The organism is Streptomyces sp. NPDC001393 (assembly GCF_053597455.1).
Map to the genome: position 1 here is coordinate 162,270 of NZ_JBSFIH010000012.1, position 24,422 is coordinate 186,691.

The following is a 24,422-nucleotide window of genomic DNA, read 5'->3' on the forward strand; positions in this document are numbered from 1 at the left end:
GAGAACACCGTACGCCCCACCACCGACGGCGCCAGATGGCGCGGGGAACAATGATCGCGACGAGAGAGGAACGGTACGCCGGTGCAGTGGACCTTGGTCATCCCCCTGAAGCCCCTGTCGCGGGCCAAGAGCAGGCTCTCGGGCGCCGCGGACGACGGGGTGCGCCCAGGGCTGGCGCTCGCGTTCGCGCAGGACACGGTGGCCGCGGCGCTGTCCTGTACGGCCGTGGCGGATGTGGCGGTCGTCACGGACGATGCGCTGGCGGCGCGCGAGCTGGCCGCGCTGGGCGCGCGGATCGTCCCGGACACACCGGGGAGCGGCCTGAACGCCGCTCTGGCGCACGGAGCCGCGGTCGTACGGGAAATACGCCCGCGCACACCTGTTGCCGCCCTGAACGCCGATCTGCCGGCGTTGCGCCCGGTGGAACTGGCCGTTGTGCTGGGCGCGGCCGCGGAGTTTTCGCGGGCGTTTCTCGCGGATGCGGCGGGGCTGGGCACGACGTTGCTGGCCGCGGGGCCGAAGGGGGAATTGCAGCCGGAGTTCGGCATTGATTCCCGTTCCCGGCACCGGGCGTCCGGGGCGGAGGAACTCCAGCCGGCGGGGGTGGATTCGGTACGGCAGGACGTGGACACGGCGGAGGATCTACGGGCGGCGCTGGCATTGGGAGTGGGCCCGTATACGGCTGCCCTCTCGGCGGGGTTGCTGATCCCTGGGTCGTGAGGGCCCGTACGGCGAAACCCGTACCGGACACGAGCAGTAGGCTGGCCGTCATGCAGGCCACCGCATACACCTACGATCCCCGTACCCGCAGCGGGCAGGTGCTCCTCGACGACGGCACCCCCGTCTCCTTCGACGCCCCCGCGTTCGACGCGGGCGGCCTGCTGCTGCTGCGGCCGGGACAGCGGGTGCGGATCGAGACCGAGGGCCAGGGAGACGCCCTGCGGATCACCCTCGTAACCCTTCAAACCCTGTAACTTCCCTTACACACGCCGCGGGCCGGGCTCCCTGGGGGAGTCCGGCCCGGCGCGTGAGCCCTGGCAGCGCCCTGGCGTCCTTACGACGTCGCCTTGCGGGCGGTGGCCTTCTTGGCGGTGGTCTTGCGGGCCGTCGACTTCTTGGCCGGGGCCTTCTTCGCGGTGACCTTCTTCGCCGGGGCCTTCTTGGCCGCCGCCTTCTTGGCGGTGGTCTTCTTCGCCGCGGCGGTCTTGGCGGCCGCCGTGGTCTTCTTGGCGGGCGCCTTCTTCGCCGTGGTCTTCTTCGCGGCGGCCGCCTTCTTCGTGGGCGCCGCCTTCTTGGCCGTGACCTTCTTCGCGGCCGCCTTGGTGGTCTTCTTCGCGGCGGCCTTCTTGACCGTCGCCGCGGCGCCGCCGGTCAGGCTGCCCTTCGGCGCCTTCTTGACCGCGACCTCGCCGCCGCGCGGCAGCTTCTTCGAGCCGCTCACCAGGTCCTTGAAGCCCTGACCGGCGCGGAAGCGCGGCACGGAGGTCTTCTTGACCCGAACCCGCTCGCCGGTCTGAGGGTTGCGGGCGTAACGGGCGGGGCGGTCCACCTTCTCGAAGGACCCGAAGCCGGTGACCGAGACCCGCTCGCCCGCGACGACCGCGCGGACGATGGCGTCCAGGACATGATCGACAGCCTCGGCGGCCTGCTGGCGGCCACCCAACTTGTCGGCAATCGCTTCTACGAGCTGCGCCTTGTTCACGTCTTCCCCTTCGGAGACATCGCCAGAACGAAAGTGTTCAAGCTTTTTCGCACGTTAGGCAGATATATACCGCAAATCAAACACGAAACGGGCTAATCACCCTTGTGCCGCAACGGACTCGGTGGTCTCGGGCTGTTCAGTCGTCCTCGTCGGGGATCCGACCCTCGTCGAGGTCCGTGTTGAACCGCTCGAGCCGCCTTGCCGCAGCGGCGAGATCGTGCTTGGCCGCGGCCGTAATGACCAGCAGCTTCCGGGTCAGCGCCATCCGTACGCCCTCCGGGACTTGCAGTGCGCGCACCCTTGAGTGCGCTTCCTTGAGCTGGTTCGCGACCGCCGTATAGAGCTGGAGTTGGCCGTCGTGTCCCATGCACAGATTGTGCCATCTGGGGCGAGTTGTCGCCTGCGCAGGGGGCAACTACCGCCTCAAATGGCCTTCCAGGCACTTGCGGAGGACGCGATCCCAGCACTCACGTACCCAGACAACGGCCTTCGTAACGTGGCGAGTTGAGCGTGAAGCACGAAGGTCACGGGGCCGTTCGGGTGCAGACGTGCCAGTACCCCCGATCGTGGCGATCGGGGGTACTGGCGGGGTGTTGGGGTGGCTGAAACGCGACCCGCTACGGGGTCGTGATCAGGCCTGGAGCGTCCGCGGCTTGTACGACGGCCGCTTGGCCTCGTACGCGGCGATGTCGGCCTCGTTCTGGAGCGTGATGGAGATGTCGTCCAGGCCGTTCAGCAGCCGCCAGCGGGAGTTCTCGTCCAGCTCGAAGGAGGCGGTGATGCCCTCCGCACGAACCTCACGAGCCTCAAGGTCCACAGTGACCTCAGCAGTGGGGTCCTGTTCCGTGAGCTCCCACAGCGCGTCGACGATCTTCTGGTCCAGGACGACCGTGAGCAGGCCGTTCTTCAGCGAGTTGCCCCGGAAGATGTCCGCGAAGCGGGAGGAGATCACGGCCTTGAAGCCGTAGTTCTGCAGCGCCCAGACGGCGTGCTCACGCGAGGAGCCGGTGCCGAAGTCGGGGCCGGCGACCAGAACGGTCGCGCCCTGCCGCTCGGGGCGGTTGAGGACGAACTCGGGGTCCTTGCGCCAGGCCTCGAACAGCCCGTCCTCGAAGCCGTCCCGCGTGACCTTCTTGAGCCAGTGAGCAGGGATGATCTGGTCGGTGTCGACGTTGCTGCGGCGCAGCGGGACGGCCCGGCCGGTGTGGGTGGTGAAGGCTTCCATGATTTCTCAGACTCCAGCGGGCGCGGGGGCGTCGGACAGGTCGGCGGGCGAGGCCAGGTGGCCCAGGACGGCGGTCGCGGCCGCGACCTGCGGCGACACCAGGTGCGTACGACCGCCCTTGCCCTGCCGGCCCTCGAAGTTGCGGTTGGAGGTGGAGGCGGAGCGCTCGCCCGGGGCCAGCTGGTCGGGGTTCATGCCGAGGCACATCGAGCAGCCCGCGTGCCGCCATTCGGCGCCGGCCTCCTTGAAGACCACGTCCAGGCCCTCGGAGACGGCCTGCAGACCCACCCGCGCGGAGCCCGGGACGACCAGCATCCGTACGCCGTCGGCGACTTTGCGGCCCTTGAGGAGCTCGGCGGCGGCACGCAGGTCCTCGATGCGGCCGTTGGTGCAGGAGCCTACGAAGACGGTGTCCACCTTGATGGAGCGCAGCGGCTGGCCCGCCTCCAACCCCATGTATTCCAGGGCCTTTTCGGCGGCGAGGCGCTCCGAAGCGTCTTCGTACGAAGCCGGGTCGGGGACGTCCGCCGAAAGCGGCGCGCCCTGGCCGGGGTTGGTGCCCCAGGTGACGAACGGGGACAGCTCGTCGGCGTTGATCACGACCTCGGCGTCGAACTCGGCGTCGTCGTCGGTCTTCAGCGTCTTCCAGTACGCGACGGCGGCGTCCCAGTCGGCGCCCTCGGGGGCGTGCGGACGGCCCTTGAGGTACGCGAAGGTGGTCTCGTCCGGGGCGATCATGCCCGCGCGGGCGCCGGCCTCGATCGACATGTTGCAGATGGTCATCCGGGCCTCCATCGAGAGCTTCTCGATGGCGGAGCCGCGGTACTCCAGGACGTAGCCCTGGCCGCCGCCCGTACCGATCTTCGCGATGATCGCCAGGATCAGGTCCTTGGCGGTGACGCCCTCGGGCAGCTCGCCCTCGACGGTGATGGCCATGGTCTTCGGGCGGGCCATGGGCAGCGTCTGGGTGGCCAGCACGTGCTCGACCTGGGAGGTGCCGATGCCGAACGCCAGCGCGCCGAACGCGCCGTGCGTGGAGGTGTGGGAGTCGCCGCAGACCACGGTCGTACCGGGCTGGGTCAGGCCCAGCTGGGGGCCGACGACGTGCACGACACCCTGCTCGACGTCGCCCAGCGGGTGCAGCCGCACGCCGAACTCGGCGCAGTTCTTGCGCAGCGTCTCCAGCTGGACGCGGGAGACCGGGTCGGCGATCGGCTTGTCGATGTCGAGGGTCGGGGTGTTGTGGTCCTCGGTGGCGATGGTGAGGTCGAGGCGGCGCACCCGGCGGCCGTTCTTGCGCAGCCCGTCGAAGGCCTGCGGGCTGGTCACCTCGTGCAGCAGGTGCAGATCGATGAAGAGGAGGTCGGGCTCGCCCTCGGCGCGCCGGACGACGTGGTCGTCCCAGACCTTCTCCGCGAGTGTCCTACCCATCGCTTTCCCTCCGGCCGGCAAGCGTGCACCGGCCCAACTAGAGATCTTGAGGAGGAGACGCCCGCGCCCCAGGTGTCGTGATTCCGGGCGTCCGCCGCCGGGCCCGTTGGTCTGCGGGCCGCTGTGTGATTCAAGAGTGGCGCGTTCCACGGAAAATTGAACTTGCGTTTCACAGAGTGAGACGCAAGTATCGTTGCATGGACAACAGTAGCGGCGTCGGCGTTCTGGACAAGGCGGCACTCGTCCTGAGCGCTCTGGAGTCCGGTCCGGCCACCCTCGCGGGTCTGGTCGGCGCGACCGGACTGGCACGACCCACGGCTCACCGCCTGGCCGTGGCCCTGGAACACCACCGCATGGTGGCACGCGACATGCAGGGCCGTTTCATCCTCGGCCCGCGCCTTGCGGAACTGGCGGCGGCGGCCGGCGAGGACCGCCTGCTCGCGACGGCGGGCCCCGTGCTCACCCACCTCCGCGATGTCACCGGCGAGAGCGCACAGCTCTACCGACGCCAGGGTGACATGCGGATCTGTGTGGCCGCGGCGGAACGCCTGTCCGGCCTCCGGGACACCGTCCCGGTCGGTTCCACGCTCACGATGAAGGCCGGCTCCTCGGCGCAGATCCTGCTCGCCTGGGAGGAGCCCGAGCGCCTGCACCGCGGTCTGCAGGGCGCCCGCTTCACGGCGACGGCCCTGTCGGGCGTACGGCGGCGCGGCTGGGCCCAGTCCATCGGCGAGCGCGAGCCGGGCGTCGCGTCCGTCTCCGCGCCCGTGCGCGGCCCCTCCAACCGCGTGGTGGCCGCGGTGTCCGTCTCCGGCCCGATCGAGCGCCTGACGCGCCATCCCGGCCGTATGCACGCCCAGGCGGTCATCGACGCCGCCGGCCGCCTCTCCGAGGCCCTGCGCCGCTCGGGCTGAGCCCCGCGACGGGAACGCCGAGGAGGGCCTGCCCCGACGCCGCGGCAGGCCCTCCTCGCTCCCCCGATCCCCCGGTTCAGCCGGCCTTCTCGGCCACCGGCCGCTGCTGGGACCGATGGGCGAACCGGTCCTTCGCGTACCGCCCCCGCTTCTCCAAGGGCACCTGCCCGTGCGCGGCCGCGAGGCCGAACGCCGGCATGTCCCCGTAGATCGCCTCGTACGACCCCTCCGGCACGACGTACGCCTCGTGCCAGATACCCACCTGCCCGCGCAGCTTCCCGGTCCGCTCCTTGCGGTTGAGGGTCGCCCAGGCCTTGTGGTGGAAGGCGTCGGGCGCGGTCGCGTAGCCGTACAGCTTCTCCTTGGACTCCCAGTACTGCACGATGTAGTACGTCCGCGGCGACGCCGTCAGCATGACCCGGCCGAGCAGGCCCCGCGCGGGGTCCTTCTCCAGCTCCCGCAGCATGCGGAACATCGCGAGCATCACCGGCAGCCACAGATGGACGGCCCAGAAGCGGTTGATGCGCATGCCGATCAGCAGGACGACGACCTCGCCCTTCGCGTCGGCGGTCGTACGGGACACCATGACCAACTCCCCCCTCGTTAGAAAGCGGCGCTATCCAAGTACCGGATGATTGGATAGTGGCACTTGCCAAGGAAAGGCGCAAGAGATGCGGCTGGCGGAGCTGAGCGAGCGCAGCGGTGTGTCCACCGCGACGATCAAGTACTACCTGCGCGAGGGGCTGTTGCCGCCGGGCCGCCAGATCAACGCCACCACGGCCGAGTACGACGAGGAGCATCTGCGCCGGCTGCGGCTGGTGCGGGCGATGATCCAGGTGGGCCGGGTGCCCGTGGCGAAGGTGCGCGAGGTGCTCGGGCACGTGGACGACGACTCCCTGCCCCGCACGATCCGCCTGGGCGCGGCGCTGTGGGCGCTGCCGCAGGTGCCGGAGCCGGACGAGGAGGACGAGTACGTCCAGGCCGCGCACCGGGAGGTCGACGCGCTGCTGGACCGGCTCGGCTGGCAGAACGCCAAGCAGCTCACGACCATCTCCCCCGCGTACCGCTCGCTGGTGGTGGCGGTGGCCGCGTTCCGCCGGCTCGGCTACGGCTTCGGGTCCGAACTGCTCGCGCCGTACGCCGAGTTGATGCACCGGACCGCCGTCCTCGACCTGGACAACATGGAGACGTATCCGTCGCAGGCGGAGCGGATCGAGTTCGCGATCCTGGGGGCGATCCTCAACGAGCCGGTGCTGCAGGCGCTGCACCGGCTGGCCCAGGAGGAGGAGACGGCGCGGCGGTACGGCTTCGACTAGCCGGTGCCGGGTACGACGAAGGCCCTCCGCCGAAGCGAAGGGCCTTCCTTCTGTACCCCCGACCGGATTCGAACCGGCGCTACCGCCTTGAGAGGGCGGCGTGCTAGGCCGCTACACAACGGGGGCGTGGACTCTGCGTTGCCGCAGGTCCGAGCTGGTCTACCTGGACTCGAACCAAGACTAACTGAACCAGAATCAGTCGTGCTGCCAATTACACCATAGACCAATGATGGTTTAGACCAGTCAGTACCCCCGACCGGATTCGAACCGGCGCTACCGCCTTGAGAGGGCGGCGTGCTAGGCCGCTACACAACGGGGGCCCTAGCGATCCCGACGAGATCAGGATCAGTACCCCCGACCGGATTCGAACCGGCGCTACTGCCTTGAGAGGGCAGCGTGCTAGGCCGCTACACAACGGGGGCTTTGCAGATAAGCTCTGCGAGCTGGCCTACCTGGACTCGAACCAAGACTAACTGAACCAGAATCAGTCGTGCTGCCAATTACACCATAGGCCACTGGAACTCAAGCCCCTGCGGGGTTCTCGTTCTAGCTTGCTCCTCGGGGGTCCGGCCTTCCGGCCCGCTCCCCTCGGCGCAGGAAGAACATTACCCGAAGGTGGACGGGGCTCCAAAACGGGTATCCGCGCGGACGAGCGCGGGGAGTTCGGCGAGGGTCGAGATCCGGCGGCAGACGACGTCCCCGCCGGCCTGCACCGAGCCCGCCCCGCGGTCGATCCACACGGACAGCAGCCCGGCCTCGGCGGCACCCTGCCCGTCGATCTCCGGATGGTCGCCGACGTACGCCACCTCGTGCAGCGGCAGCCGCAACGCCTCGCAGACGGCCAGGAAGGCGCCGGCCTCCGGCTTGGAGACGCCCAGCTCGGCGGCGCACAGCACGACCTCGAAGCGGTCGAGGAGACCCAGGGTGCGCAGCTTGCGTTCCTGGACCGTGATGCTCGAGTTGGACAGCACCGCGTGCCGGTGACTGCCGGAGAGGGCCTCCAGCGCGGGCAGGACGTCGGGGAAGACACTCCAGGCGGCCTCGTAGTGCCCGATGTACCGCTGGAACCAGTCGTCGGCCTCGGCGTCGGTCAGGTCCGCGTCCAGGAAGACCCGCACGCGGTCGCGCCGCTGCCCCTCGAAGGTGACCTCCCCCGCCGAGAACCGCGCCCACTGCTGATCGGTGATCTCCCGCCACCGGGCAAGCGCCTCCTCCGGACCGCCGTACCCCGCAACCAGCCCTTCCGCCACCAGATGCGCCCGCATACCCTCACGGTCCGCGGTGGTGTAGTCGAAGAGGGTGTCGTCGACGTCCCATACGACGGCTCTGATCGTCATGCCACCGACGGTAGCTCCGGTGTGCGGCGTGCGTCCGGGCAATGGCGATCACGGACCGTGACGGATGTCACACCATGTGCAGCGATGCGCGATCGCGGAAGTCCAGGGTGCCGTTGAAGGCACGCTGCTGGACGGAGGCGAAGAGCTCGTCCAGCTTGGCGAGGTGCACCGCCTGGGCCTCGCGCTGCGTGCGCACGCGGCGCAGCACAGCGGCGAACCGCTGCTGCAACGCGAGGGGCGGAACAGGCAGCGACAGTCCCACCAGCCGGCCCTTGGAAATGTTCACCATGGAAGCGGCACTGCCCGACGCGAGAGCCTGGACACGCTTCCGCACGGCCGGATGGGTCATGGCGGCATGGAGGTACTCAGCCGTCGCCCCCGCATCCTCCGCGAGCGCCAGCCGGAAGACGAGGTCCGGCAGCAGGAGCCGCTCCCGGGTCGAGGTCACCAGCGCCATGGCCCCGACCAGCTCAGGGGTGTTCTTGCGGGAGAAGAGCAGGTCCCCGGCGCGCACCTCACAGCGCCGGTCGACGGCGGAGCCCTCCGGCAGCGCCTTGTTCTCCTCTGCGTCGTACACGCCCCGAGTCACCGCACCGAGTTTCAGGACGCCCCACTCACCCGGCCGGGCAGGACGATCCAGACATCGGGGGCTCCGGCCGCTGTCGATGCCCGACAGCAGATCACCGAGCCTGCGCGCCTCCCATCCGCGCGGATTGCGGACGGGATCGCCGAACATGTCGAGGAAGGCGGACCGGGTGAGCTCGTCGCACAGCTCCAGGGCCCGCCGGCGCCCGGCCCGCAGAGCGTCCACCGCGTCCAGCACGTCGGCCGCCCTGGCCTGTTCCTCCAGCGGCGGGCAGTAGAAGCTCTCGGCGAGCAGGTCGGACTTGTTGACATGCCGCACGGTCGCGCCGTGCAGATGCCGCTCGGCCTTGCTCAGGACGGCCCCGATCGCATGCCTGAGGTAGCGCTTGTCCACCACGTCACCGTTCGGCCGCACCCGGAAAATATGCTGGTTCAGCAGGGCGACGTCGGGCCCCTGCCATTCGAAGACACCGAGGGTCGCCGACCAGGAGACCAGCAGGTCCCCCGGATGGACGTGAAACCTGTCCGGCACCTGCCGCGTGGTCCGGTTGAAGGGCTTTGCCGCGTCCGTCAGGTTCTGGATGCGGATGATCCGGGAGCCGGATTCCTGCCAGTCCGACGACGTGAAGGCGACACCGTTGGTGAAGGTCGCCACGTCACCCAGCGCCACGTGATCGGAGCTCACGCCAGAAGCCCTTCGAGCTCCGCGGCACCTTCTTCGATCTCCTTGTTGAGACGCCTCAGATCGGCCAGGACCTCGGACGGTTCGCGGGTTTCGATCTCGTCGTGGACGATCTCCTTGTAGCGGCTGAAGGAGAAGTCGTAGCCGTTGGCGGCGATCTCGGACTTCGGCACCGTGAAGGACGGGGCGGTGCGGGGGCGTTCCCGCTCCGCGTCGAAGCGGCGGAACCAGCGGGCGAGAACGTCCGGGAGGTTGTTCTTCTCGTGCTCACGGTCGGTGAGCACACCGGCGCCGGGGCGGACGCCGAGCTTGTCCTCGGCCAGGAGCGGGGTGCGCTTGTCGTCGAGCGAGAAGCCGTCGGACTGGAGGTCGTAGAACCAGACCTCGTCCGTGCCGCCCGTGTCGGTACGGGTGAAGAAGAGAATGGCGGTGGAGACCGAGGCGTACGGCCTGAAGACGCCGGAGGGGAGCTTGACGACCGCGTCGAGCCTCTGCTCCTCCACCAGCATCCTGCGCAGGTCCTTGTGCGCCTTCGTGGCACCGAAGAGGACCCCCTCCGGCACGACGACGGCGGCGCGGCCGCCCGGCTTGAGCAGGCGCAGGAACAGGGCGAGGAAGAGCAGCTCCGTCTTCCTGGTCCTGGCCGTGCGGAGCAGGTCGGCTGCGGTGGATGCGTGGTCCAGGCTGCCCGCGAACGGCGGATTCGCCAGGATCAGGGAGTACTTCTCCTCGTCGCCGAACTCGGCGCCCGCCCGGGACAGCGAGTCGCGGTAGCGGATGTCCGGGTTCGCGATCCCGTGGAGAAGCATGTTCATCGACCCGATGCGGAGCATGGTCGAGTCGACGTCGAAACCGTGGAACATCTCCTCGTCGAAGTGGCGGCGTTCCTCCGCGCCGAGCAGGTCCTGCCGGTGCTCGCGCTTCACGTGGGCGGCCGACTGGACGAGGAAACCTGCCGTGCCGCACGCCGGGTCGCAGACCGTGTCGCCCGGCCGCGGCCGGGTCATCTCCACCATGAGGTCGATGATGTGGCGCGGGGTGCGGAACTGGCCGTTCTGCCCGGCGGTCGCGATCTTCGCGAGCAGGTACTCGTAGACGTCGCCCTTGGTGTCGCCGTCCTCCATGTGCCGGGCGATGTCGTCCAGCAGGTCGACGACCTTCACCAGGAGGTTCGGGTCCGGGATCTCGAAACGGGCGCCTCGCATGTGGTGCGCGTACGTGGAGTCCTCACCCCCCATGCGCCGCAGGTACGGGAAGACGCCCTGGCTCATGACGTCGTACATGGCCTGCGGCTCCATGGTGCGGAGTCGGTGCCAGCGCAGGTCCTGCTGGTCCTCGGTGAAGAAGGGCTCCGGGTCCGGGCTGCCCGAGGCCCCGGCCGCCCGGTCCTTGGCGATCTGAAGGTCGTCCAGGCGCTTGATGAAGAGCAGGTACGTGATCTGTTCCATCGCCTGGAGCGGGTTGGAGACACCACCCGCCCAGAACGCGTCCCAGACGCGCCCCACCTTGTTCTTCAATTCACCCGTGAACACGTCCGGGAGTGTACGGCCCGTGCCGTAGCGTGGTGGCGTGACCGAGTACCGCATCCAGTTCACCGTCGAGGCCCGTGCGGTCTACGACGAACTGCCCGCAGAACGCCGGGCCCAGCTGGACCGGGCCGTGCGCGTGCTGGCCCGTGACCCGTTCCGGAAGACTGCGACCGCTCAGCTCGGCCCGGACGAGCACTTGCGCAAGGCGTACGTCGCCCCCGGCGTGATGCTGGAGTACATGGTTGCCGGCGCGATCATGGTCGTCGTGGTGCTGGAGATCTTCGACGAGAGCGCCTATCTGATCGACGAGGCCGACGCCCAGTGACCGACGCCTGAGGGGCGGTACCCGGCTTCCGGGTGCCGCCCCTCGGGCATGGGTCGGTTACGCGCTCAGCTTCGCCAGTGCCGTGTCGATGCGGGACAGCGTCTTGTCCTTGCCCAGGACTTCCAGGGACTCGAAGAGCGGCAGGCCGACGGTGCGGCCGGTGACCGCGACGCGGACCGGGGCCTGGGCCTTGCCGAGCTTGAGGCCGTGGGCCTCGCCGGCGGCCAGGACGGCCTCCTTCAGGGACTCGGGCGAGGTCCAGTCGGCCGACTCCAGCTTCTCGCGGGCCGTGCGGAGCAGGGCGTCGCTGCCCTCCTTCATCGCCTTGGTCCACGAGGCCTCGTCCTCGACCGGCTCGTCCAGGAACAGGAAGTCGACGTTGTCGGTGATCTCGGAGAGGACCTTCAGGCGGGTCTGGGCGTGCGGGGCGATCGCCTGCCACTTGGCCTCGTCGAAGGCCTCGGGCGCCCAGGGGGCGAACGGGGCCTTCAGCCACGGGCGGCAGCGCTCGGTGAACTCCTTCACGTCCAGCATGCGGATGTGGTCGCCGTTGATCGCCTCGCACTTCTTCAGGTCGAAGCGCGCCGGGTTGGGGTTCACGTCGGCGATGTCGAACGCGGCGACCATCTCGTCGATGCCGAAGACGTCCTTGTCCGCCGAGAGCGACCAGCCCAGCAGCGACAGGTAGTTGAGCAGGCCCTCGGGCAGGAAGCCCTGCTCGCGGTAGAGGTTCAGGGACGACTGCGGGTCCCGCTTGGAGAGCTTCTTGTTGCCCTCGCCCATGACGTAGGGGAGGTGGCCGAACTGCGGGGTCTGCTTGGCGATGCCCAGCTCCGTCAGCGCCTTGTAGAGGGCGATCTGGCGGGGGGTGGAGGAGAGCAGGTCCTCGCCGCGCAGGACGTGGGTGATCTCCATCAGGGCGTCGTCGACCGGGTTGACCAGCGTGTACAGCGGGGCGCCGTTCGCCCGGACGATGCCGTAGTCCGGCACGTTCTCCGGGGTGAAGGTCAGCTCGCCGCGGACCAGGTCGGTGAAGGTGATCGTCTCGTCCGGCATCCGGAAGCGGACGATGGGCGTACGGCCCTGGGCCCGGTACTCCTCGACCTGCTCGGCGGTCAGGTCGCGGCAGTGGCCGTCGTAGCCGGAGGGCCGGCCGGCGGCGCGGGCGGCCTCGCGGCGGGCGTCCAGCTCCTCCTGGGAGCAGTAGCAGTGGTAGGCGTAGCCGCCGTCCAGCAGCTTCCGGGCCACGTCCGCGTAGATGTCCATGCGCTGCGACTGCCGGTACGGCGCGTGCGGGCCGCCGACCTCGGGGCCCTCGTCCCAGTCGAAGCCGAGCCAGCGCATCGCGTCGAGCAGCTGGTGGTAGGACTCCTCGGAGTCGCGGGCGGCGTCGGTGTCCTCGATACGGAAGACCAGGGTCCCCTGGTGGTGCCGGGCGAACGCCCAGTTGAACAGGGCGGTGCGGACCAGGCCCACGTGCGGGTTACCGGTGGGCGAGGGACAGAAACGGACGCGTACGGGTGAGCCGGGTGCGCTAGCCACGCTTGACAACCTTGTTGGTGAGAGTGCCGATGCCTTCGATGGAGACGGCGACCTCGTCGCCGACGTTCAGGGGGCCGACCCCCGCGGGGGTGCCGGTGAGGATGACGTCACCGGGGAGCAGGGTCATGGCCTCGGAGATGTTGACGACCAGGTCCTCGATGGGGTGGATCATCTCGCTCGTACGGCCCAGCTGGCGCTGTTCGCCGTTGACGGTGAGCTGGATGGTGAGGTCGTTCGCCCGGTCGAGGTCGAGACCGGTCTCCACCCAGGGGCCGAGCGGGCAGGAGGAGTCGAAGCCCTTGGCCCGGGCCCACTGCTTCTCGCGGCGCTGCACGTCTCGGGCGGTGACGTCGTTGGCGCAGGTGTAGCCGAAGATCACATCCTTGACGCGCTCACGCGGGACCTCGCGGCACATGCGGCCGATGACGACGGCCAGCTCGGCCTCGTGATGCAGTTCCTCCGAGAAGGAGGGGTACTGGATGTCGTCGCCGGGCCCGATCACCGAGGTGGACGGCTTGAAGAAGGCGAAGGGAACGTCCGGGACCTCGTTGCCCAGCTCGCGCGCGTGCTCGCCGTAGTTGCGGCCGAACGCCACGACCTTGTTGGGCAGGACCGGCGGGAGCAGCCTGACCTTGCTCAGCGGCACCTTCGTACCGGACAGCTCGTGGTCCGCGAAGGGGATGCCCTTGATGATGTCGAGGACGAGCTCGTCCTGCTTGTCGCCCTCGACCGCGCCGAAGGCTACGTTCCCGTCGATGGAGAACCTGGCGATGCGCACGGGATCCTGCGCCCCTTGACTTGAGAACCGGCGTACTGACGCCCCAGGTTAACCGGTCGGACCGTGCGTTTCCGCCGGGAAAGGGCGGTCATACGGGTGGGCCGCCGCCGTGCACCGGCAGGCCCGTCGGCTACTCTGCCGGGGCCGTCGCGCCGACCGGGACGTCCTCCAGGACCGTGCGGCGGGGGTTGGCCGTCTGGGCGGGAAGCTCGACGGAGTGCTCCGGCAGCTCGGGCGTCTGCAGTTCGCCGGCGTCGTTCAGATGCGCCAGGGTGGTGCGGCGCGGGTTGGCGATCTTGTGGAACATCATCGTCGTCTTCACGGTTGTACGAGTCCTGGTTCTGTGTCGGCGGGCTTACAGAAGCGTCCCTCTTGTAAAGCGTCAGGCTAAACATCCAATTCCCTGCCGAAGGCGCCAACTGCCCATGAGCCGCGTGTGAGTTTGCTCACGACCTCGCGGACAATTCGGTCAAACCTGACCGGCAACCGTCCTCAATGAAACGGACATTGGACCCCTGAAGCCATCATTCCGCTCCTGATCATGGCGACTCAGACACCTGACACCTGACAGCAACCCGGCGACAACTCGCAGAGAAACGCCCAGTTTGTCCGAGATCGGCCTCCACGGCTGGTGACGTGGCACTCACAGCCCGTCACGGAGGTCACAGCTAGGGACACGGCCCTTGTTGGAGATCCTGCACTGTGCTGGAATTCCACGGACCGCCGCAGGGATCGATCCGGCGCACAAGGGCGCAACGCAGCGCCGAGCGGCGGCCGGGACAGGGGGGAACCAGCGCCGGTCACTCCAGACCACCGGGGGGCGTATTCAGGGCGCTCTCCACAACGCCGACACCGTGTCCCTCCGTTCACGCGGAGGGGCGCCTGGTCCAGAGGTTGCGACGCTAGTGCAGGGACGTTTCAAGAGGGATGGCAGCGCTTCGGCGGAGCCGGAGTCGCACGACGGGACTGGCCCCATGAAGGGCAGCTCCTCGCCCCAGCACGCCCAGAACCCGGGCCCGGCCGCGTCGGCGGACGGCGGTGAGCGCGGCGGACGCCCCGGCGTGTCCGCCTCGTCGGCTTCCTCGGCGACCGGCTCCTCCGGCCCCGCCCCCACGCCGCCCATCAAGCCCGCCAAGGACTCCAGCGGCCCCGGCTCGCGCATGGCCCTGCGCAACTGGCGCATCTCCACGCGCCTGGTGTCGCTGCTCGCGCTGCCCGTGGTCGCGGCCACCTCGCTGGGCGCGCTGCGCATCGACCAGAACATCACCGACATCCAGCAGCTCGACAACATGAAGCTGCTGACGGACATGACCAAGCAGGCGACCGAGCTGGCCGCCGCGCTCCAGGAGGAGCGCGACCAGTCCGCCGGTCCCCTGGCGCACGGCCTGAACGCGAGCGACTACACGGTCAAGGGCTACCGGGACAAGACCGACCGCGCCCTGGCGAACTTCGAGAACTCCACCCAGGAGATCGACTCCGCCAGCAAGGACGGCCAGCTCCAAGGCGTCCGCGACAACCTGGTCGGCATCTTCAACCAGCTGGACCAGCTGGCCAAGATCCGCAAGGGCGCCTTCACGGCGCAGGGCAACTCGACCCAGACGATCGAGTCCTACCACCGGCTCATCACCCAGCTGATCGCCCTGTCCCAGGACATGGCCCAGGCGTCCAGCAACCCGGAGATGATCTCGCGCACCCGCGCCCTGGCGGCCTTCTCCACCGCCAAGGAGTACGCCTCCGTGCAGCGCGCCACGATCGCCGCCGCGCTGCCCGCGACCACGGCGACCAAGGGCGACCTGTCGACGAACGACCGCCTCTACGGCCAGTCGGCGTACCAGAGCGAGAACTCCGAGATCTCGATCTTCCGCAAGATCTACGCGAACAACAACGCCGAGGAACTCCTCAAGCCGATCGACGCGGGCAACCCGACGATCGAGTCCGCGGACACCTACGCCAAGCGCGTCTTCGACTCCGCCGACGGCCTCCAGAGCCTGAACGCGCGCTCCTACCGCGACTGGGTGGACGACAGCTCGACCAAGATCGAGCAGATGAAGAAGATCGAGCACACGCTGCTCGAGGAGATGGAGCAGAAGGCCCGCGAGCTGAAGAGCGCCACCCAGCGTGACGCCATCATCTCCGGTGCGCTGATCCTCCTCGTGCTCGGTGTGTCGCTGGTCGGCGCCTTCGTCGTGGCCCGCTCCATGATCCGCTCGCTGCGCCGGCTGCAGGAGACCGCGACCAAGGTCGCCCAGGACCGCCTGCCCGAGCTGGTCAAGCAGCTGTCGGAGTCCGACCCGCAGGACGTCGACACCTCCGTGGAGTCGGTCGGTGTGCACTCCCGGGACGAGATCGGCCAGGTGGCCGCGGCCTTCGACGACGTGCACCGCGAGGCGGTCCGCCTCGCCGCCGAGCAGGCCCTGCTGCGGGGCAACGTCAACGCGATGTTCACCAACCTCTCGCGCCGCTCCCAGGGCCTCATCCAGCGCCAGCTGTCGCTGATCTCCGAACTGGAGTCCCGCGAGGCCGACCCGGACCAGCTGTCCTCGCTGTTCAAGCTCGACCACCTCGCCACGCGTATGCGCCGTAACGGTGAGAACCTCCTCGTCCTCGCGGGTGAGGAGCCCGGCCGCCGCTGGACCCGTCCGGTCCCGCTGGTCGACGTGCTCCGCGCCGCCGCGTCCGAGGTGGAGCAGTACGAGCGCATCGAGCTGGCCTCCGTGCCGACCACCGAGGTCGCCGGCCGCGTGGTCAACGACCTCGTGCACCTGCTCGCCGAGCTGCTGGAGAACGCCACCTCGTTCTCCTCGCCGCAGACCAAGGTCAAGGTCACCGGTCACGCGCTGCCCGACGGCCGCGTGCTGATCGAGATCCACGACACCGGTATCGGCCTCTCCCCCGAGGACCTCGCGGCGATCAACGAGCGGCTCGCCTCGCCGCCCACCGTGGACGTCTCCGTCTCCCGCCGCATGGGCCTGTTCGTGGTCGGCCGGCTCTCCCAGCGGCACGGCATCCGCATCCAGCTGCGCCCGTCCGACTCCGGTGGTACGACCGCGCTGGTCATGCTGCCCGTGGACGTGGCCCAGGGCGGCAAGAAGCCCGCTCCGGGCAAGCCGGGCGCGCCCGTCGCGACCGGTGGCCCGGCCGCCGCGCAGGCGGCCGCCGGTGCGGCCGCGGCCCGGCGCCAGGCGGCCGGCGGCGGTGCCCTCGGCGGCGCTCCGGCCGGTGGCGGCCTGCTCGGTGCCGGTCCCGCCCCGCGCGGCCAGGTCGGCGCCGGCCAGGGTCCGCGGGCCGCGCTGCCCGGCACCGGCCAGGGCGGCCGTCCCGGTACGCGCGGTCCTCAGGGCGGCCCCGGCGCTCCCGGCACCCCCGGTCTCGGTGGCCCGCAGGGCCGGCCGGTGCCCGCGGGTGCCGGTACGGGCGGCTTCGGCGGTCAGGCACCCGGCGCCCCGCAGGGCCTGCAGGCCGCGAACCCGGGCGGCCCGCAGCAGGACGCCTTCGGCAGTGACGGCTTCGGTGGCCGTGGCCCGCGGCGGCCCGGTGCCGGCTCCGACCAGGGCCGCCAGCCCCAGCTGCCGCCGCGCGGCGGCCCACGGGCCGAGCTGCCCGGCGGTGACCAGCAGCCGCGCACCCCGGACTGGGCCGACAACCAGGCCCCGCTGTCGCGTGCCTCGCTGGACACCCCGCGCGGCCACGACGAGCAGGACCCGGGGCACACCGCGCGCATGCCGCGCGTGGACGACCGGCAGGGTCCGGGCTCGACCGCCGAGATGCCGGCGGTTCCCCGGTTCGACGCACAGGGCCCGGCGGCCACGGGCGAGTTCCCGCGCCCGGAGCTGAACGGCCTGGGCGGCCCCCAGCACACCGGCCAGTTCGCGCGTCCGGAGAACCCGCAGCAGACGGGCCAGTTCGCGCGACCCGAAAGCCCGCAGCAGACCGGGCAGTTCGAGCGCCCCGGCGGCGGCGAGGGTTCGGGGCAGTTCGTCCGCTCCGACGTCTTCGGCACGCCGGCGCCGCGGCAGGACGACCCGGCCCGGAACACCGGTCAGAACACCGGTCAGTTCGCGGCTCCGCAGGGCTTCGACGGCGGCTACGACGGCAGCTCCACCGGCCGGCACGCGTTGCCCGGACGCCAGAACCCGTCCGGCACCGGTCAGTTCGAGCGCCCGCAGCCGGCCGGCCGGGACGGCTTCGGCGCCCAGCACTCGCAGGCCCCGGCCCCGCAGCAGCAGCGTCCGGCGCAGCGTGAGCCGGAGGCCCTGCCGCCGGCCAGCGGCCCGGTCGACGGCCGTACCCCGCTGTACGACACGCTGGAGACCAACTGGTTCCACGGCGCGCAGCAGCAGGAGGCCGCGCCGCAGCAGCCCGCGCCCGCCCCGGCTCCGCAGCGCCCCGTGGGCCCGAACGGGAACGGCTCCACCACCGGCTCCTGGCGCACCTCGCCGAACGACGACCTCGTCCGCCAGGCCGAGCGCGTCCGGCAGCCCGCGTCGGGTGGCGTCACCACCTCCGGCCTGCCGCGCCGGGTGCCCCGGGCGAACCTCGTCCCGGGCACGGCTCAGCAGCAACAGCACCAAGCCGGTCCGCAGGTCTCGCGTGCGCCCGATGACGTACGCGGACGGCTGACCAATCTCCGTCGGGGCATCGCTCAGGGCCGTCAGGCCGGCAGCGGCCAGACCGGCAGCTTCCCGAGCCCCACTCACCAGCAGGAGCGTTAGTTGAGTCCGATGAGCCAGGCGGCACAGAACCTGAACTGGTTGATCACCAACTTCGTGGACAACACCCCCGGGGTGTCGCACACGGTGGTGGTCTCCGCCGACGGCCTTCTGCTGGCGATGTCCGAAGGTTTCCCGCGGGACCGCGCCGACCAGCTGGCCGCCGTCGCGTCCGGACTGACCTCCCTCACGGCCGGGGCCTCCCGGATCTTCGAGGGCGGCACCGTGGCGCAGACGGTCGTCGAGATGGAGCGCGGGTTCCTCTTCCTGATGTCCGTCTCGGACGGGTCGTCCCTCGCGGTCCTGGCCCACCCCGAGTGCGACATCGGTCTTGTCGGCTACGAGATGGCACTGCTCGTCGACCGCGCAGGGGCGGTACTCACCCCGGACCTGCGCGCCGAACTCCAAGGAAGTCTGCTCCACTGAGCGCCTCTGGCACCACCCACCACACCAAAACACCGTCCGGCCGCCACAATCCCCCCACCGGCCCCCGACAGACGGCTTGACCGACCGACTTGCTGTCCCGCCCGGAGGATTCATGACCCCGCCCACCGCCCATCACGATCCGTACGCGGACCCGTACGGGGACGAGGGCGACCAGCCGCTGGTCCGTCCGTACGCGATGACCGGCGGCCGGACGCGGCCGCGCTATCAGCTCGCCATCGAGGCGCTGATCAGCACGACGGCCGACCCGGCAGCGCTCATGGGGCTGCTCCCGGAGCACCAGCGCATCTGCCACCTGTGCCGTGAGGTCAAGTCGGTCGCGGAGGTCTCCGCGCTGCTGGCCATGCCGCTCGGGGTGGCCCGGATCCTGGTCGCCGACCTCGCCGAGGCCGGCCTGGTCGCCATCCACCAGCCGGGTGGCGACGAGAACAACGGCGGCGCACCGGACGTGACGCTGCTCGAAAGGGTGCTCAGTGGACTTCGCAAGCTCTGACGCGGGCCGGGCCACCACTTCCGCGAAGATCGTGGTGGCGGGCGGCTTCGGCGTGGGCAAGACCACGTTCGTCGGCGCCGTCTCGGAGATCAACCCGCTGCGCACAGAGGCCGTCATGACGTCCGCTTCGGCCGGCATCGACGACCTCACCCACACCGGAGACAAGACGACCACCACGGTCGCCATGGACTTCGGCCGCATCACCCTCGACCAGGACCTGATCCTCTACCTCTTCGGTACGCCGGGCCAGGACCGCTTCTGGTTCATGTGGGACGACCTGGTACGCGGCGCGATCGGCGCGGTGGTGCTCGTGGACACCCGGCGCCTCGCCGACTGCTTCCCCGCGGTCGACTACTTCGAGAACAGCGGCCTGCCCTTCGTCGTCGCCCTCAACGGCTTCGACGGCCAGCAGCCGTACGCTCCCGAGGAGGTGCGGGAGGCGCTGCAGATCGGGCCGGACACCCCGATCATCACGACCGACGCCCGGCACCGGGCTGACGCCAAGAGTGCGCTGATCACGCTGGTCGAGCACGCCCTGATGGCACGGCTCAAGTAGCACACACGTACGTACTCAAGTACGTCGTCACATACGGCAGTTGTCGTAAAGGAAGCCGGAGCCGACTGTGGCCTTTGACACGGTCGGCTCCGGTGTTCATAACAGTTCGGCAGAGGAATCCCCCGGCATCACCACGCGACGCGGTCGCGCCGTACCGCTGTGCTCACATTCGCCCCGCCATTTGCCGGGGCTCGCTCTTTATGACCGTTTTATCTGGGCCTTACAAGAGCATCACCGTGGGGTTTCCGCTGTTTGGAAGAGCACTGGTCCCCGTGCTGGAATGCCTGAACTGCCCAATAGTCAAAGACGTACCTATCGAGGGGTCGATGACGAACCGGGCTCTGAGAGACTGCGGCACGACGTAGGTGCCGACCGCCGAGAGGTTGTTGGTCGAGTGAGGCGAAGCAAGAACGGTCCCGAGCCGTCGGCGCGGGGCAACTTCACCCCGCCGCCGCGCGCTGCGGCGCCCACCCCTGTGACCGGCGCGGAGCCGGCGGCCGCTCCCGCGCCGAGCGGCGGCCGGTTCTCCCCGCGCAACTGGCGCGTGCCGACCAGACTGAACGCGATCCTGCTGATACCCGTGGCGGTCGGCCTCGTCATGGGTGGCTTCCAGGTCAAGACCTCGATCGACACCTGGCAGCAGGCCCGCGACGCCGAGAACACCGCCCGCCTGGTGCGCGCCTCGCTGTCGTACGCCGACGCGCTCTACAACGAGCGGGACATCACCGCCGCCCCGCTGCTCAAGGGCCAGCTGGAGACCGCCAAGGACAAGGCGACCGTCACGGCGGCCCGCAACACGACCGACCAGGCCGCGGACGCCTTCGACCAGGCCGCGCAGAACATGCCGCACAAGTCCGGCCTGGAGCGCCGGCTGAAGCTGTTCCGCGAGGCCGAACCCTTCCTGCAGACGCTGCGCGCCGGCGCGTACACCTCCAAGTTCACCGGTGTGCAGACCGAGGAGGGCTACGTCAAGGTCGCCCACCCGCTGATGGAGTTCGCCAACGAGCTCGGCCTGGGCACCGGCAACATCACCTCCTACGGCCGTACCGTCTACGCCATCTCGCTCACCAAGGCGGCGCTGTCCCTGGAGCGGTCGATCGGCATGCACATGCTGGTCAAGCCGGGTCCGGACGCCCCCAACCTGGCGACCCAGCGCGTCTCCCTCTCCTCCTACGCCTACCTGGAGGGCATCGCCGTCGAGGAGTACATCGGCGGTGGCACCGAGGCGGACGCGGCGAAGCTGGACGCGGAGAAGAAGGACATCCAGACCAAGGCCGTGGCGATGGCGCAGCAGGCCAAGGCCAAGGACCCGAACTACGTGGCACCGCCGTCGGACCCGAAGGACATGGTCACGGCCCTCGCCACGCTGGACTCCACCAGCCCCGCCGCACGTCAGCAGCTCGCACTCAAGGGCATCACCCCCGAGAACTGGTGGGCGGTCAACACCCTCAAGTTCGACGCCTACCGCCAGATCGAGTCGGACATGGCCGACAAGGCCGTGAACGAGGCCTCCGGCATCGCCGACGACGCCAAGAACTCGGCGTTCATCACCGGTGCCGTCGTCGTGGTCGCCCTGCTGCTGGCCTTCATCCTGGCCGGCGCGGTGGCCCGCCAGATGAGCCGCTCGATGCGCCAGCTGCGCAACGCCGCCTTCGGCATCGCCGAGCAGCGGCTGCCGATGCTGGTCGACCAGCTCTCCCGCACCGACCCCGGCCGGGTCGACACCCGGGTCGCCCCGATCCCGATCACCACCAAGGACGAGATCGGCGAGGTCGCCCGCGCCTTCGACCAGGTGCACCGCGAGGCGGTCCGGCTCGCCTCCGAGCAGGCCCTGCTGCGGGGCAACATCAACGCGATCTTCACCAACCTCTCGCGCCGCAACCAGTCGCTGATCGAGGGCCAGCTGACCCTGATCACCGACCTGGAGAACAACGAGGCCGACCCGGACCAGCTGGAGAACCTCTTCAAGCTGGACCACCTGGCCACCCGTATGCGCCGCAACGGCGAGAACCTCCTGGTCCTCGCGGGCGAGGAGCCCGGCCGCCGCTGGGACCAGCCGGTCCCGCTGGTCGACGTGCTGCGCGCCGCCTCCTCCGAGGTGGAGCAGTACGAGCGCATCGAGCTGTCCGGCGTCCCGGAGGCCGAGATCCACGGCCGCGCGGTCACCGACCTCGTGCACCTGCTGGCCGAGCTGCTGGAGAACGCCACCACGTTCTCCTCTCCGCAGACCAAGGTCCGCGTCACCGCGACCCGTCTGCCCGACGGCCGCATCATGATCGAGATCCACGACAAGGGCATCGGCCTGACCGCCGAGGACTTCGCGGACATCAACCACAAGCTGGCCAACCCGCCGACCGTGGACGCCGCGATCTCGCAGCGCATGGGCCTGTTCGTGGTCGGCCGGCTGTCCGACCGGCACGGCATCCGCGTCCAGCTGCGCCCCTCGGGCGAGCAGGCCGGTACCACCTCGCTGGTCATGCTGCCGGACGCGATCACGCACGGCGGTGGCGGCGAGGCCCCGCTGGACCGCGAGGAGTTCACCGTCTCGCAGATCATCCCGGAGCAGCAGTTCCAGGGTGAGAACTTCAACCAGGCGCAGCCGATGCGCACCGCCGCCGAACTCGGCTTCGACGACAGCCGGTACGTGGACGTCCCCGACGACATCCGCGATCTGGACCCGGTCGGCCGCTCCCTGATGCGCGAGGAGCGCCGGGCGGCCCTGGAGGCGCAGACGCACGGCCAGCAGCCGGGCCAGCCGCAGCAGGAGGCCGTCGAGCCCGCCGGGTACGAGGACCGGCTGCGCGGCGGGCAGCCCGCCTACCAGGAGCAGCAGCCCCGGTACGAGGAGCCCGCGTACGAGGAGCAGCAGGCCGCGTACCAGGAGCCGTACCAGGAGACCTACACGGAGTCGTCCTCGGCCTCGCACGCGTCGTCGTACGACAAGCCGTACGACGAGCAGTTCTACGCGCCGAACGGCGAACTGCCGCAGTCCGACGCCTTCTCCGCGAACGGCGGCTACCCGGACCCCGCCTATGCGGAGCCGGCCGCCCCGTCGTACCAGGACGACTGGCCGCAGCAGCCCCAGCAGGACGGCTACCAGAACGGCTATCCGGCCCATTACGCTCCGGAAACGGAATCCTCGCAGGCCGCTGACGCAAGTGAGCGGAACCGCGTAGGCTTCGACCGTCCGGGACCGGCCTCTCCCGCCGCCCACGAGCTGACCGACGCCGGGCTGCCCCGCCGCGGATCCGTCGCGAGCGGCTCCAACGGCTCGGGTACCGCGGGTGGTACGGCGCGCGTGCAGCAGGAAGCTCCGGCACCGGGCAACACCCCGGCGGCGGGCGGCGACAGCGGCTGGCGTTCGCAGAACGACGAGCGCTGGCAGCAGGCGTCCCAGCTCCGGAAGCCCAAGGCAGGCGGGGTCACCGCCTCGGGCCTGCCGCGGCGGGTGCCCAAGGCCAACCTGGTCTCGGGTTCCGCCGAAACCACCCCCCAGGGAGGCCCACAGGTCTCCCGCGCTCCGGAGGACGTCCGGGGCAGGCTGAGCAACCTGCGCAGGGGCGTCCAGCGCGGACGCAGCGCAGGCAGTGAAACGAACGGCCAGGGCTTCGGTCCTGACAGCACCTACAACCAGGAGCGTTAGTGTGAGCCCGATGAGCCAGGCGGCACAGAACCTGAACTGGTTGATCACCAACTTCGTGGACAACACCCCGGGGGTGTCCCACACGGTGGTGGTCTCCGCCGACGGACTCCTTCTGGCGATGTCCGAAGGCTTCCCCCGCGACCGCGCCGACCAGCTCGCGGCCGTCGCCTCCGGTCTGACGTCTCTGACGGCAGGCGCCTCCCGGATCTTCGAGGGGGGCAACGTGAATCAGACGGTTGTGGAGATGGAGCGGGGATTCCTCTTCATCATGTCCATCTCCGACGGCTCGTCGCTCGCCGTACTGGCCCACCCGGAAGCGGACATCGGCCTCATCGGGTACGAGATGGCCCTTCTGGTGGACCGCGCGGGCACGGTCCTCACCCCGGATCTCCGCGCGGAGCTCCAGGGAAGCCTTCTCAACTAATTAAGGGACGATGCGTAATTCCGTCCCGGGGCCGTAAGGTTTCGGGACGCGGCTCCACACGGATGGGTGCCCGGCGCAGTCGGAGGAGGAGAAGAGAGTGGCAACACCCCCAGGCGGTTCGAATTCGGGCAACTGGTCGTACGGCCCTGCCCAGGGTCAGGGCGACGGTTCCGCGAACCGGTACAACTTCCCCTCCGCCCCGAGCCACCGGCAGCCGTACGCCCCGCAGGGGCCGGGCCCGTCGCCGTACGACCAGCCTCCGGCCCCGCGCATCCAGCCGGTCCAGCCCCAGCGCCGCCCCGAGCCGGCGCCGGCCTCGGCATCCAACAACCCCCTGGTGCGTCCGTACGCCATGACCGGCGGCCGGACCCGCCCGCGCTACCAGCTCGCCATCGAGGCGCTGGTGCACACCACCGCTGCTCCGCACCAGATGCAGGGCCAGCTGCCCGAGCATCAGCGGATCTGCAACCTCTGCCGGGAGATCAAGTCGGTAGCCGAAATCTCCGCGCTCCTGACGATTCCCCTCGGCGTGGCCAGGATCCTCGTCGCCGACTTGGCGGAGGCGGGCCTGGTCGCCATCCATCAGCCCGGCGGCGACGAGAACGCCGGTGGCCAGCCAGACGTGACACTGCTCGAAAGGGTGCTCAGTGGACTTCGCAAGCTCTAGCGGCGGTCCTTCCCGCTCCACCACCTCCGCGAAGATCGTGGTGGCGGGCGGCTTCGGCGTGGGCAAGACCACGTTCGTCGGCGCCGTCTCGGAGATCAACCCGCTGCGCACAGAGGCCGT

Annotated in this window: 23 protein-coding genes, 5 tRNA genes and 1 pseudogene; 13 read left to right on the forward strand and 16 right to left on the reverse strand. The window is 69.9% G+C overall.

The window, feature by feature from the left end:
• Positions 1 to 81 precede the first annotated feature (81 nt).
• Both cofC and ACWC2T_RS16480 read left to right on the forward strand, forming a co-directional pair.
• Entirely contained in the window at positions 82 to 720 is a 639-nt protein-coding gene (gene cofC / locus ACWC2T_RS16475; RefSeq protein WP_450671041.1) for a 2-phospho-L-lactate guanylyltransferase, read from the forward strand.
• 50 nt (positions 721 to 770) lie between these two features.
• A complete protein-coding gene (locus ACWC2T_RS16480; protein WP_450671042.1) occupies positions 771 to 974 on the forward strand; it encodes a hypothetical protein in 204 nt (67 codons plus the stop codon).
• A gap of 80 nt (positions 975 to 1,054) precedes the next feature.
• On the opposite strand, the gene ACWC2T_RS16485 is transcribed toward ACWC2T_RS16480, so the two are convergent.
• From ACWC2T_RS16485 to leuC, 4 genes are all read right to left on the reverse strand, one after another.
• Positions 1,055 to 1,702 carry an HU family DNA-binding protein gene (locus ACWC2T_RS16485; protein ID WP_450671043.1) on the reverse strand — a complete coding sequence of 216 codons (648 nt, stop codon included), beginning with the start codon at positions 1,700 to 1,702 and terminating at the stop codon, positions 1,055 to 1,057.
• 136 nt (positions 1,703 to 1,838) lie between these two features.
• Positions 1,839 to 2,069, reverse strand: coding sequence for an SCO5555 family protein (locus tag ACWC2T_RS16490; RefSeq protein WP_450671044.1), 231 nt, complete (start codon positions 2,067 to 2,069; stop codon positions 1,839 to 1,841).
• 264 nt (positions 2,070 to 2,333) lie between these two features.
• Positions 2,334 to 2,927, reverse strand: coding sequence for a 3-isopropylmalate dehydratase small subunit (gene leuD / locus ACWC2T_RS16495; protein ID WP_351216358.1), 594 nt, complete (start codon positions 2,925 to 2,927; stop codon positions 2,334 to 2,336).
• A 6-nt stretch (positions 2,928 to 2,933) separates the two neighbouring features.
• Complete coding sequence (gene leuC, locus ACWC2T_RS16500; protein WP_450671045.1) at positions 2,934 to 4,358, reverse strand: 3-isopropylmalate dehydratase large subunit; 1,425 nt, start codon at positions 4,356 to 4,358, stop codon at positions 2,934 to 2,936.
• A gap of 197 nt (positions 4,359 to 4,555) precedes the next feature.
• Between leuC and ndgR the strand changes: the two genes are divergently transcribed.
• Entirely contained in the window at positions 4,556 to 5,272 is a 717-nt protein-coding gene (gene ndgR, locus ACWC2T_RS16505) for an IclR family transcriptional regulator NdgR (RefSeq protein WP_014675221.1), read from the forward strand.
• A gap of 76 nt (positions 5,273 to 5,348) precedes the next feature.
• On the opposite strand, the gene ACWC2T_RS16510 is transcribed toward ndgR, so the two are convergent.
• Positions 5,349 to 5,858: a DUF4188 domain-containing protein gene (locus ACWC2T_RS16510; protein WP_450671046.1), complete on the reverse strand. Its 510-nt coding sequence runs from the start codon at positions 5,856 to 5,858 to the stop codon at positions 5,349 to 5,351.
• Positions 5,859 to 5,943: 85 nt separating this feature from the next.
• On the opposite strand from ACWC2T_RS16510, the gene ACWC2T_RS16515 reads away from it, so the two are divergent.
• Positions 5,944 to 6,588, forward strand: a complete 645-nt coding sequence (locus ACWC2T_RS16515; protein WP_450671047.1) for a MerR family transcriptional regulator — start codon at positions 5,944 to 5,946, stop codon at positions 6,586 to 6,588.
• A 53-nt stretch (positions 6,589 to 6,641) separates the two neighbouring features.
• On the opposite strand, the gene ACWC2T_RS16520 is transcribed toward ACWC2T_RS16515, so the two are convergent.
• The 8 genes from ACWC2T_RS16520 to ACWC2T_RS16555 all read right to left on the reverse strand — a co-directional run bounded on the left by ACWC2T_RS16520 (position 6,642) and on the right by ACWC2T_RS16555 (position 10,724).
• Positions 6,642 to 6,714 (reverse strand) — tRNA-Glu (locus tag ACWC2T_RS16520).
• Positions 6,715 to 6,742: 28 nt separating this feature from the next.
• Positions 6,743 to 6,814, reverse strand: a tRNA-Gln gene (locus ACWC2T_RS16525).
• Positions 6,815 to 6,835: 21 nt separating this feature from the next.
• Positions 6,836 to 6,908, reverse strand: a tRNA-Glu gene (locus tag ACWC2T_RS16530).
• Positions 6,909 to 6,937: 29 nt separating this feature from the next.
• A tRNA-Glu gene (locus tag ACWC2T_RS16535) sits at positions 6,938 to 7,010 on the reverse strand.
• A gap of 21 nt (positions 7,011 to 7,031) precedes the next feature.
• Positions 7,032 to 7,103 (reverse strand) — tRNA-Gln (locus ACWC2T_RS16540).
• Between the two features lie 90 nt (positions 7,104 to 7,193).
• Complete coding sequence (locus ACWC2T_RS16545; RefSeq protein ID WP_450671048.1) at positions 7,194 to 7,925, reverse strand: HAD family hydrolase; 732 nt, start codon at positions 7,923 to 7,925, stop codon at positions 7,194 to 7,196.
• 67 nt (positions 7,926 to 7,992) lie between these two features.
• Complete coding sequence (locus ACWC2T_RS16550; RefSeq protein ID WP_450671049.1) at positions 7,993 to 9,195, reverse strand: restriction endonuclease subunit S; 1,203 nt, start codon at positions 9,193 to 9,195, stop codon at positions 7,993 to 7,995.
• The gene (locus ACWC2T_RS16555) at positions 9,192 to 10,724 is read right to left on the reverse strand and encodes a type I restriction-modification system subunit M (RefSeq protein ID WP_450671050.1); all 1,533 of its coding nucleotides are present in this window, start codon (positions 10,722 to 10,724) and stop codon (positions 9,192 to 9,194) included. Before ACWC2T_RS16555 ends, ACWC2T_RS16550 begins: the two co-directional genes overlap by 4 nt.
• Positions 10,725 to 10,761: 37 nt before the next feature.
• Between ACWC2T_RS16555 and ACWC2T_RS16560 the strand changes: the two genes are divergently transcribed.
• Positions 10,762 to 11,046, forward strand: coding sequence for a hypothetical protein (locus tag ACWC2T_RS16560; RefSeq protein ID WP_450671051.1), 285 nt, complete (start codon positions 10,762 to 10,764; stop codon positions 11,044 to 11,046).
• A 57-nt stretch (positions 11,047 to 11,103) separates the two neighbouring features.
• Here the strand turns inward: ACWC2T_RS16560 and gltX are convergent, their stop codons facing one another.
• The 3 genes from gltX to ACWC2T_RS16575 all read right to left on the reverse strand — a co-directional run bounded on the left by gltX (position 11,104) and on the right by ACWC2T_RS16575 (position 13,688).
• Positions 11,104 to 12,588: a glutamate--tRNA ligase gene (gene gltX / locus ACWC2T_RS16565; protein ID WP_450671052.1), complete on the reverse strand. Its 1,485-nt coding sequence runs from the start codon at positions 12,586 to 12,588 to the stop codon at positions 11,104 to 11,106.
• The gene (locus ACWC2T_RS16570; RefSeq protein WP_450671053.1) at positions 12,581 to 13,366 is read right to left on the reverse strand and encodes a fumarylacetoacetate hydrolase family protein; all 786 of its coding nucleotides are present in this window, start codon (positions 13,364 to 13,366) and stop codon (positions 12,581 to 12,583) included. The genes gltX and ACWC2T_RS16570 overlap by 8 nt, the downstream gene beginning before the upstream one ends.
• Positions 13,367 to 13,496: 130 nt before the next feature.
• A complete protein-coding gene (locus tag ACWC2T_RS16575) occupies positions 13,497 to 13,688 on the reverse strand; it encodes a hypothetical protein (protein WP_450671054.1) in 192 nt (63 codons plus the stop codon).
• A gap of 583 nt (positions 13,689 to 14,271) precedes the next feature.
• Between ACWC2T_RS16575 and ACWC2T_RS16580 the strand changes: the two genes are divergently transcribed.
• The 8 genes and pseudogenes from ACWC2T_RS16580 to ACWC2T_RS16615 form a co-directional block, all read left to right on the forward strand.
• Positions 14,272 to 18,078 (forward strand): nitrate- and nitrite sensing domain-containing protein, encoded by a 3,807-nt coding sequence (locus ACWC2T_RS16580; RefSeq protein ID WP_450671055.1) that lies wholly within the window; start codon positions 14,272 to 14,274, stop codon positions 18,076 to 18,078.
• A 9-nt stretch (positions 18,079 to 18,087) separates the two neighbouring features.
• On the forward strand, positions 18,088 to 18,501 hold the full coding sequence (locus ACWC2T_RS16585; protein WP_023546525.1) for a roadblock/LC7 domain-containing protein: 414 nt from the start codon (positions 18,088 to 18,090) through the stop codon (positions 18,499 to 18,501).
• 112 nt (positions 18,502 to 18,613) lie between these two features.
• Positions 18,614 to 19,012: a DUF742 domain-containing protein gene (locus tag ACWC2T_RS16590; RefSeq protein ID WP_076091212.1), complete on the forward strand. Its 399-nt coding sequence runs from the start codon at positions 18,614 to 18,616 to the stop codon at positions 19,010 to 19,012.
• The gene (locus ACWC2T_RS16595) at positions 18,993 to 19,568 is read left to right on the forward strand and encodes a GTP-binding protein (RefSeq protein WP_184970470.1); all 576 of its coding nucleotides are present in this window, start codon (positions 18,993 to 18,995) and stop codon (positions 19,566 to 19,568) included. Before ACWC2T_RS16590 ends, ACWC2T_RS16595 begins: the two co-directional genes overlap by 20 nt.
• A gap of 394 nt (positions 19,569 to 19,962) precedes the next feature.
• A complete protein-coding gene (locus ACWC2T_RS16600) occupies positions 19,963 to 23,211 on the forward strand; it encodes a nitrate- and nitrite sensing domain-containing protein (RefSeq protein WP_450671056.1) in 3,249 nt (1,082 codons plus the stop codon).
• A 10-nt stretch (positions 23,212 to 23,221) separates the two neighbouring features.
• Positions 23,222 to 23,635, forward strand: a complete 414-nt coding sequence (locus ACWC2T_RS16605) for a roadblock/LC7 domain-containing protein (protein ID WP_029385896.1) — start codon at positions 23,222 to 23,224, stop codon at positions 23,633 to 23,635.
• 97 nt (positions 23,636 to 23,732) lie between these two features.
• Complete coding sequence (locus ACWC2T_RS16610; protein ID WP_450671057.1) at positions 23,733 to 24,302, forward strand: DUF742 domain-containing protein; 570 nt, start codon at positions 23,733 to 23,735, stop codon at positions 24,300 to 24,302.
• Positions 24,283 to 24,422: pseudogene (locus ACWC2T_RS16615) on the forward strand (ATP/GTP-binding protein); the annotation flags it as partial. The gene ACWC2T_RS16610 and the pseudogene ACWC2T_RS16615, both read left to right, overlap by 20 nt.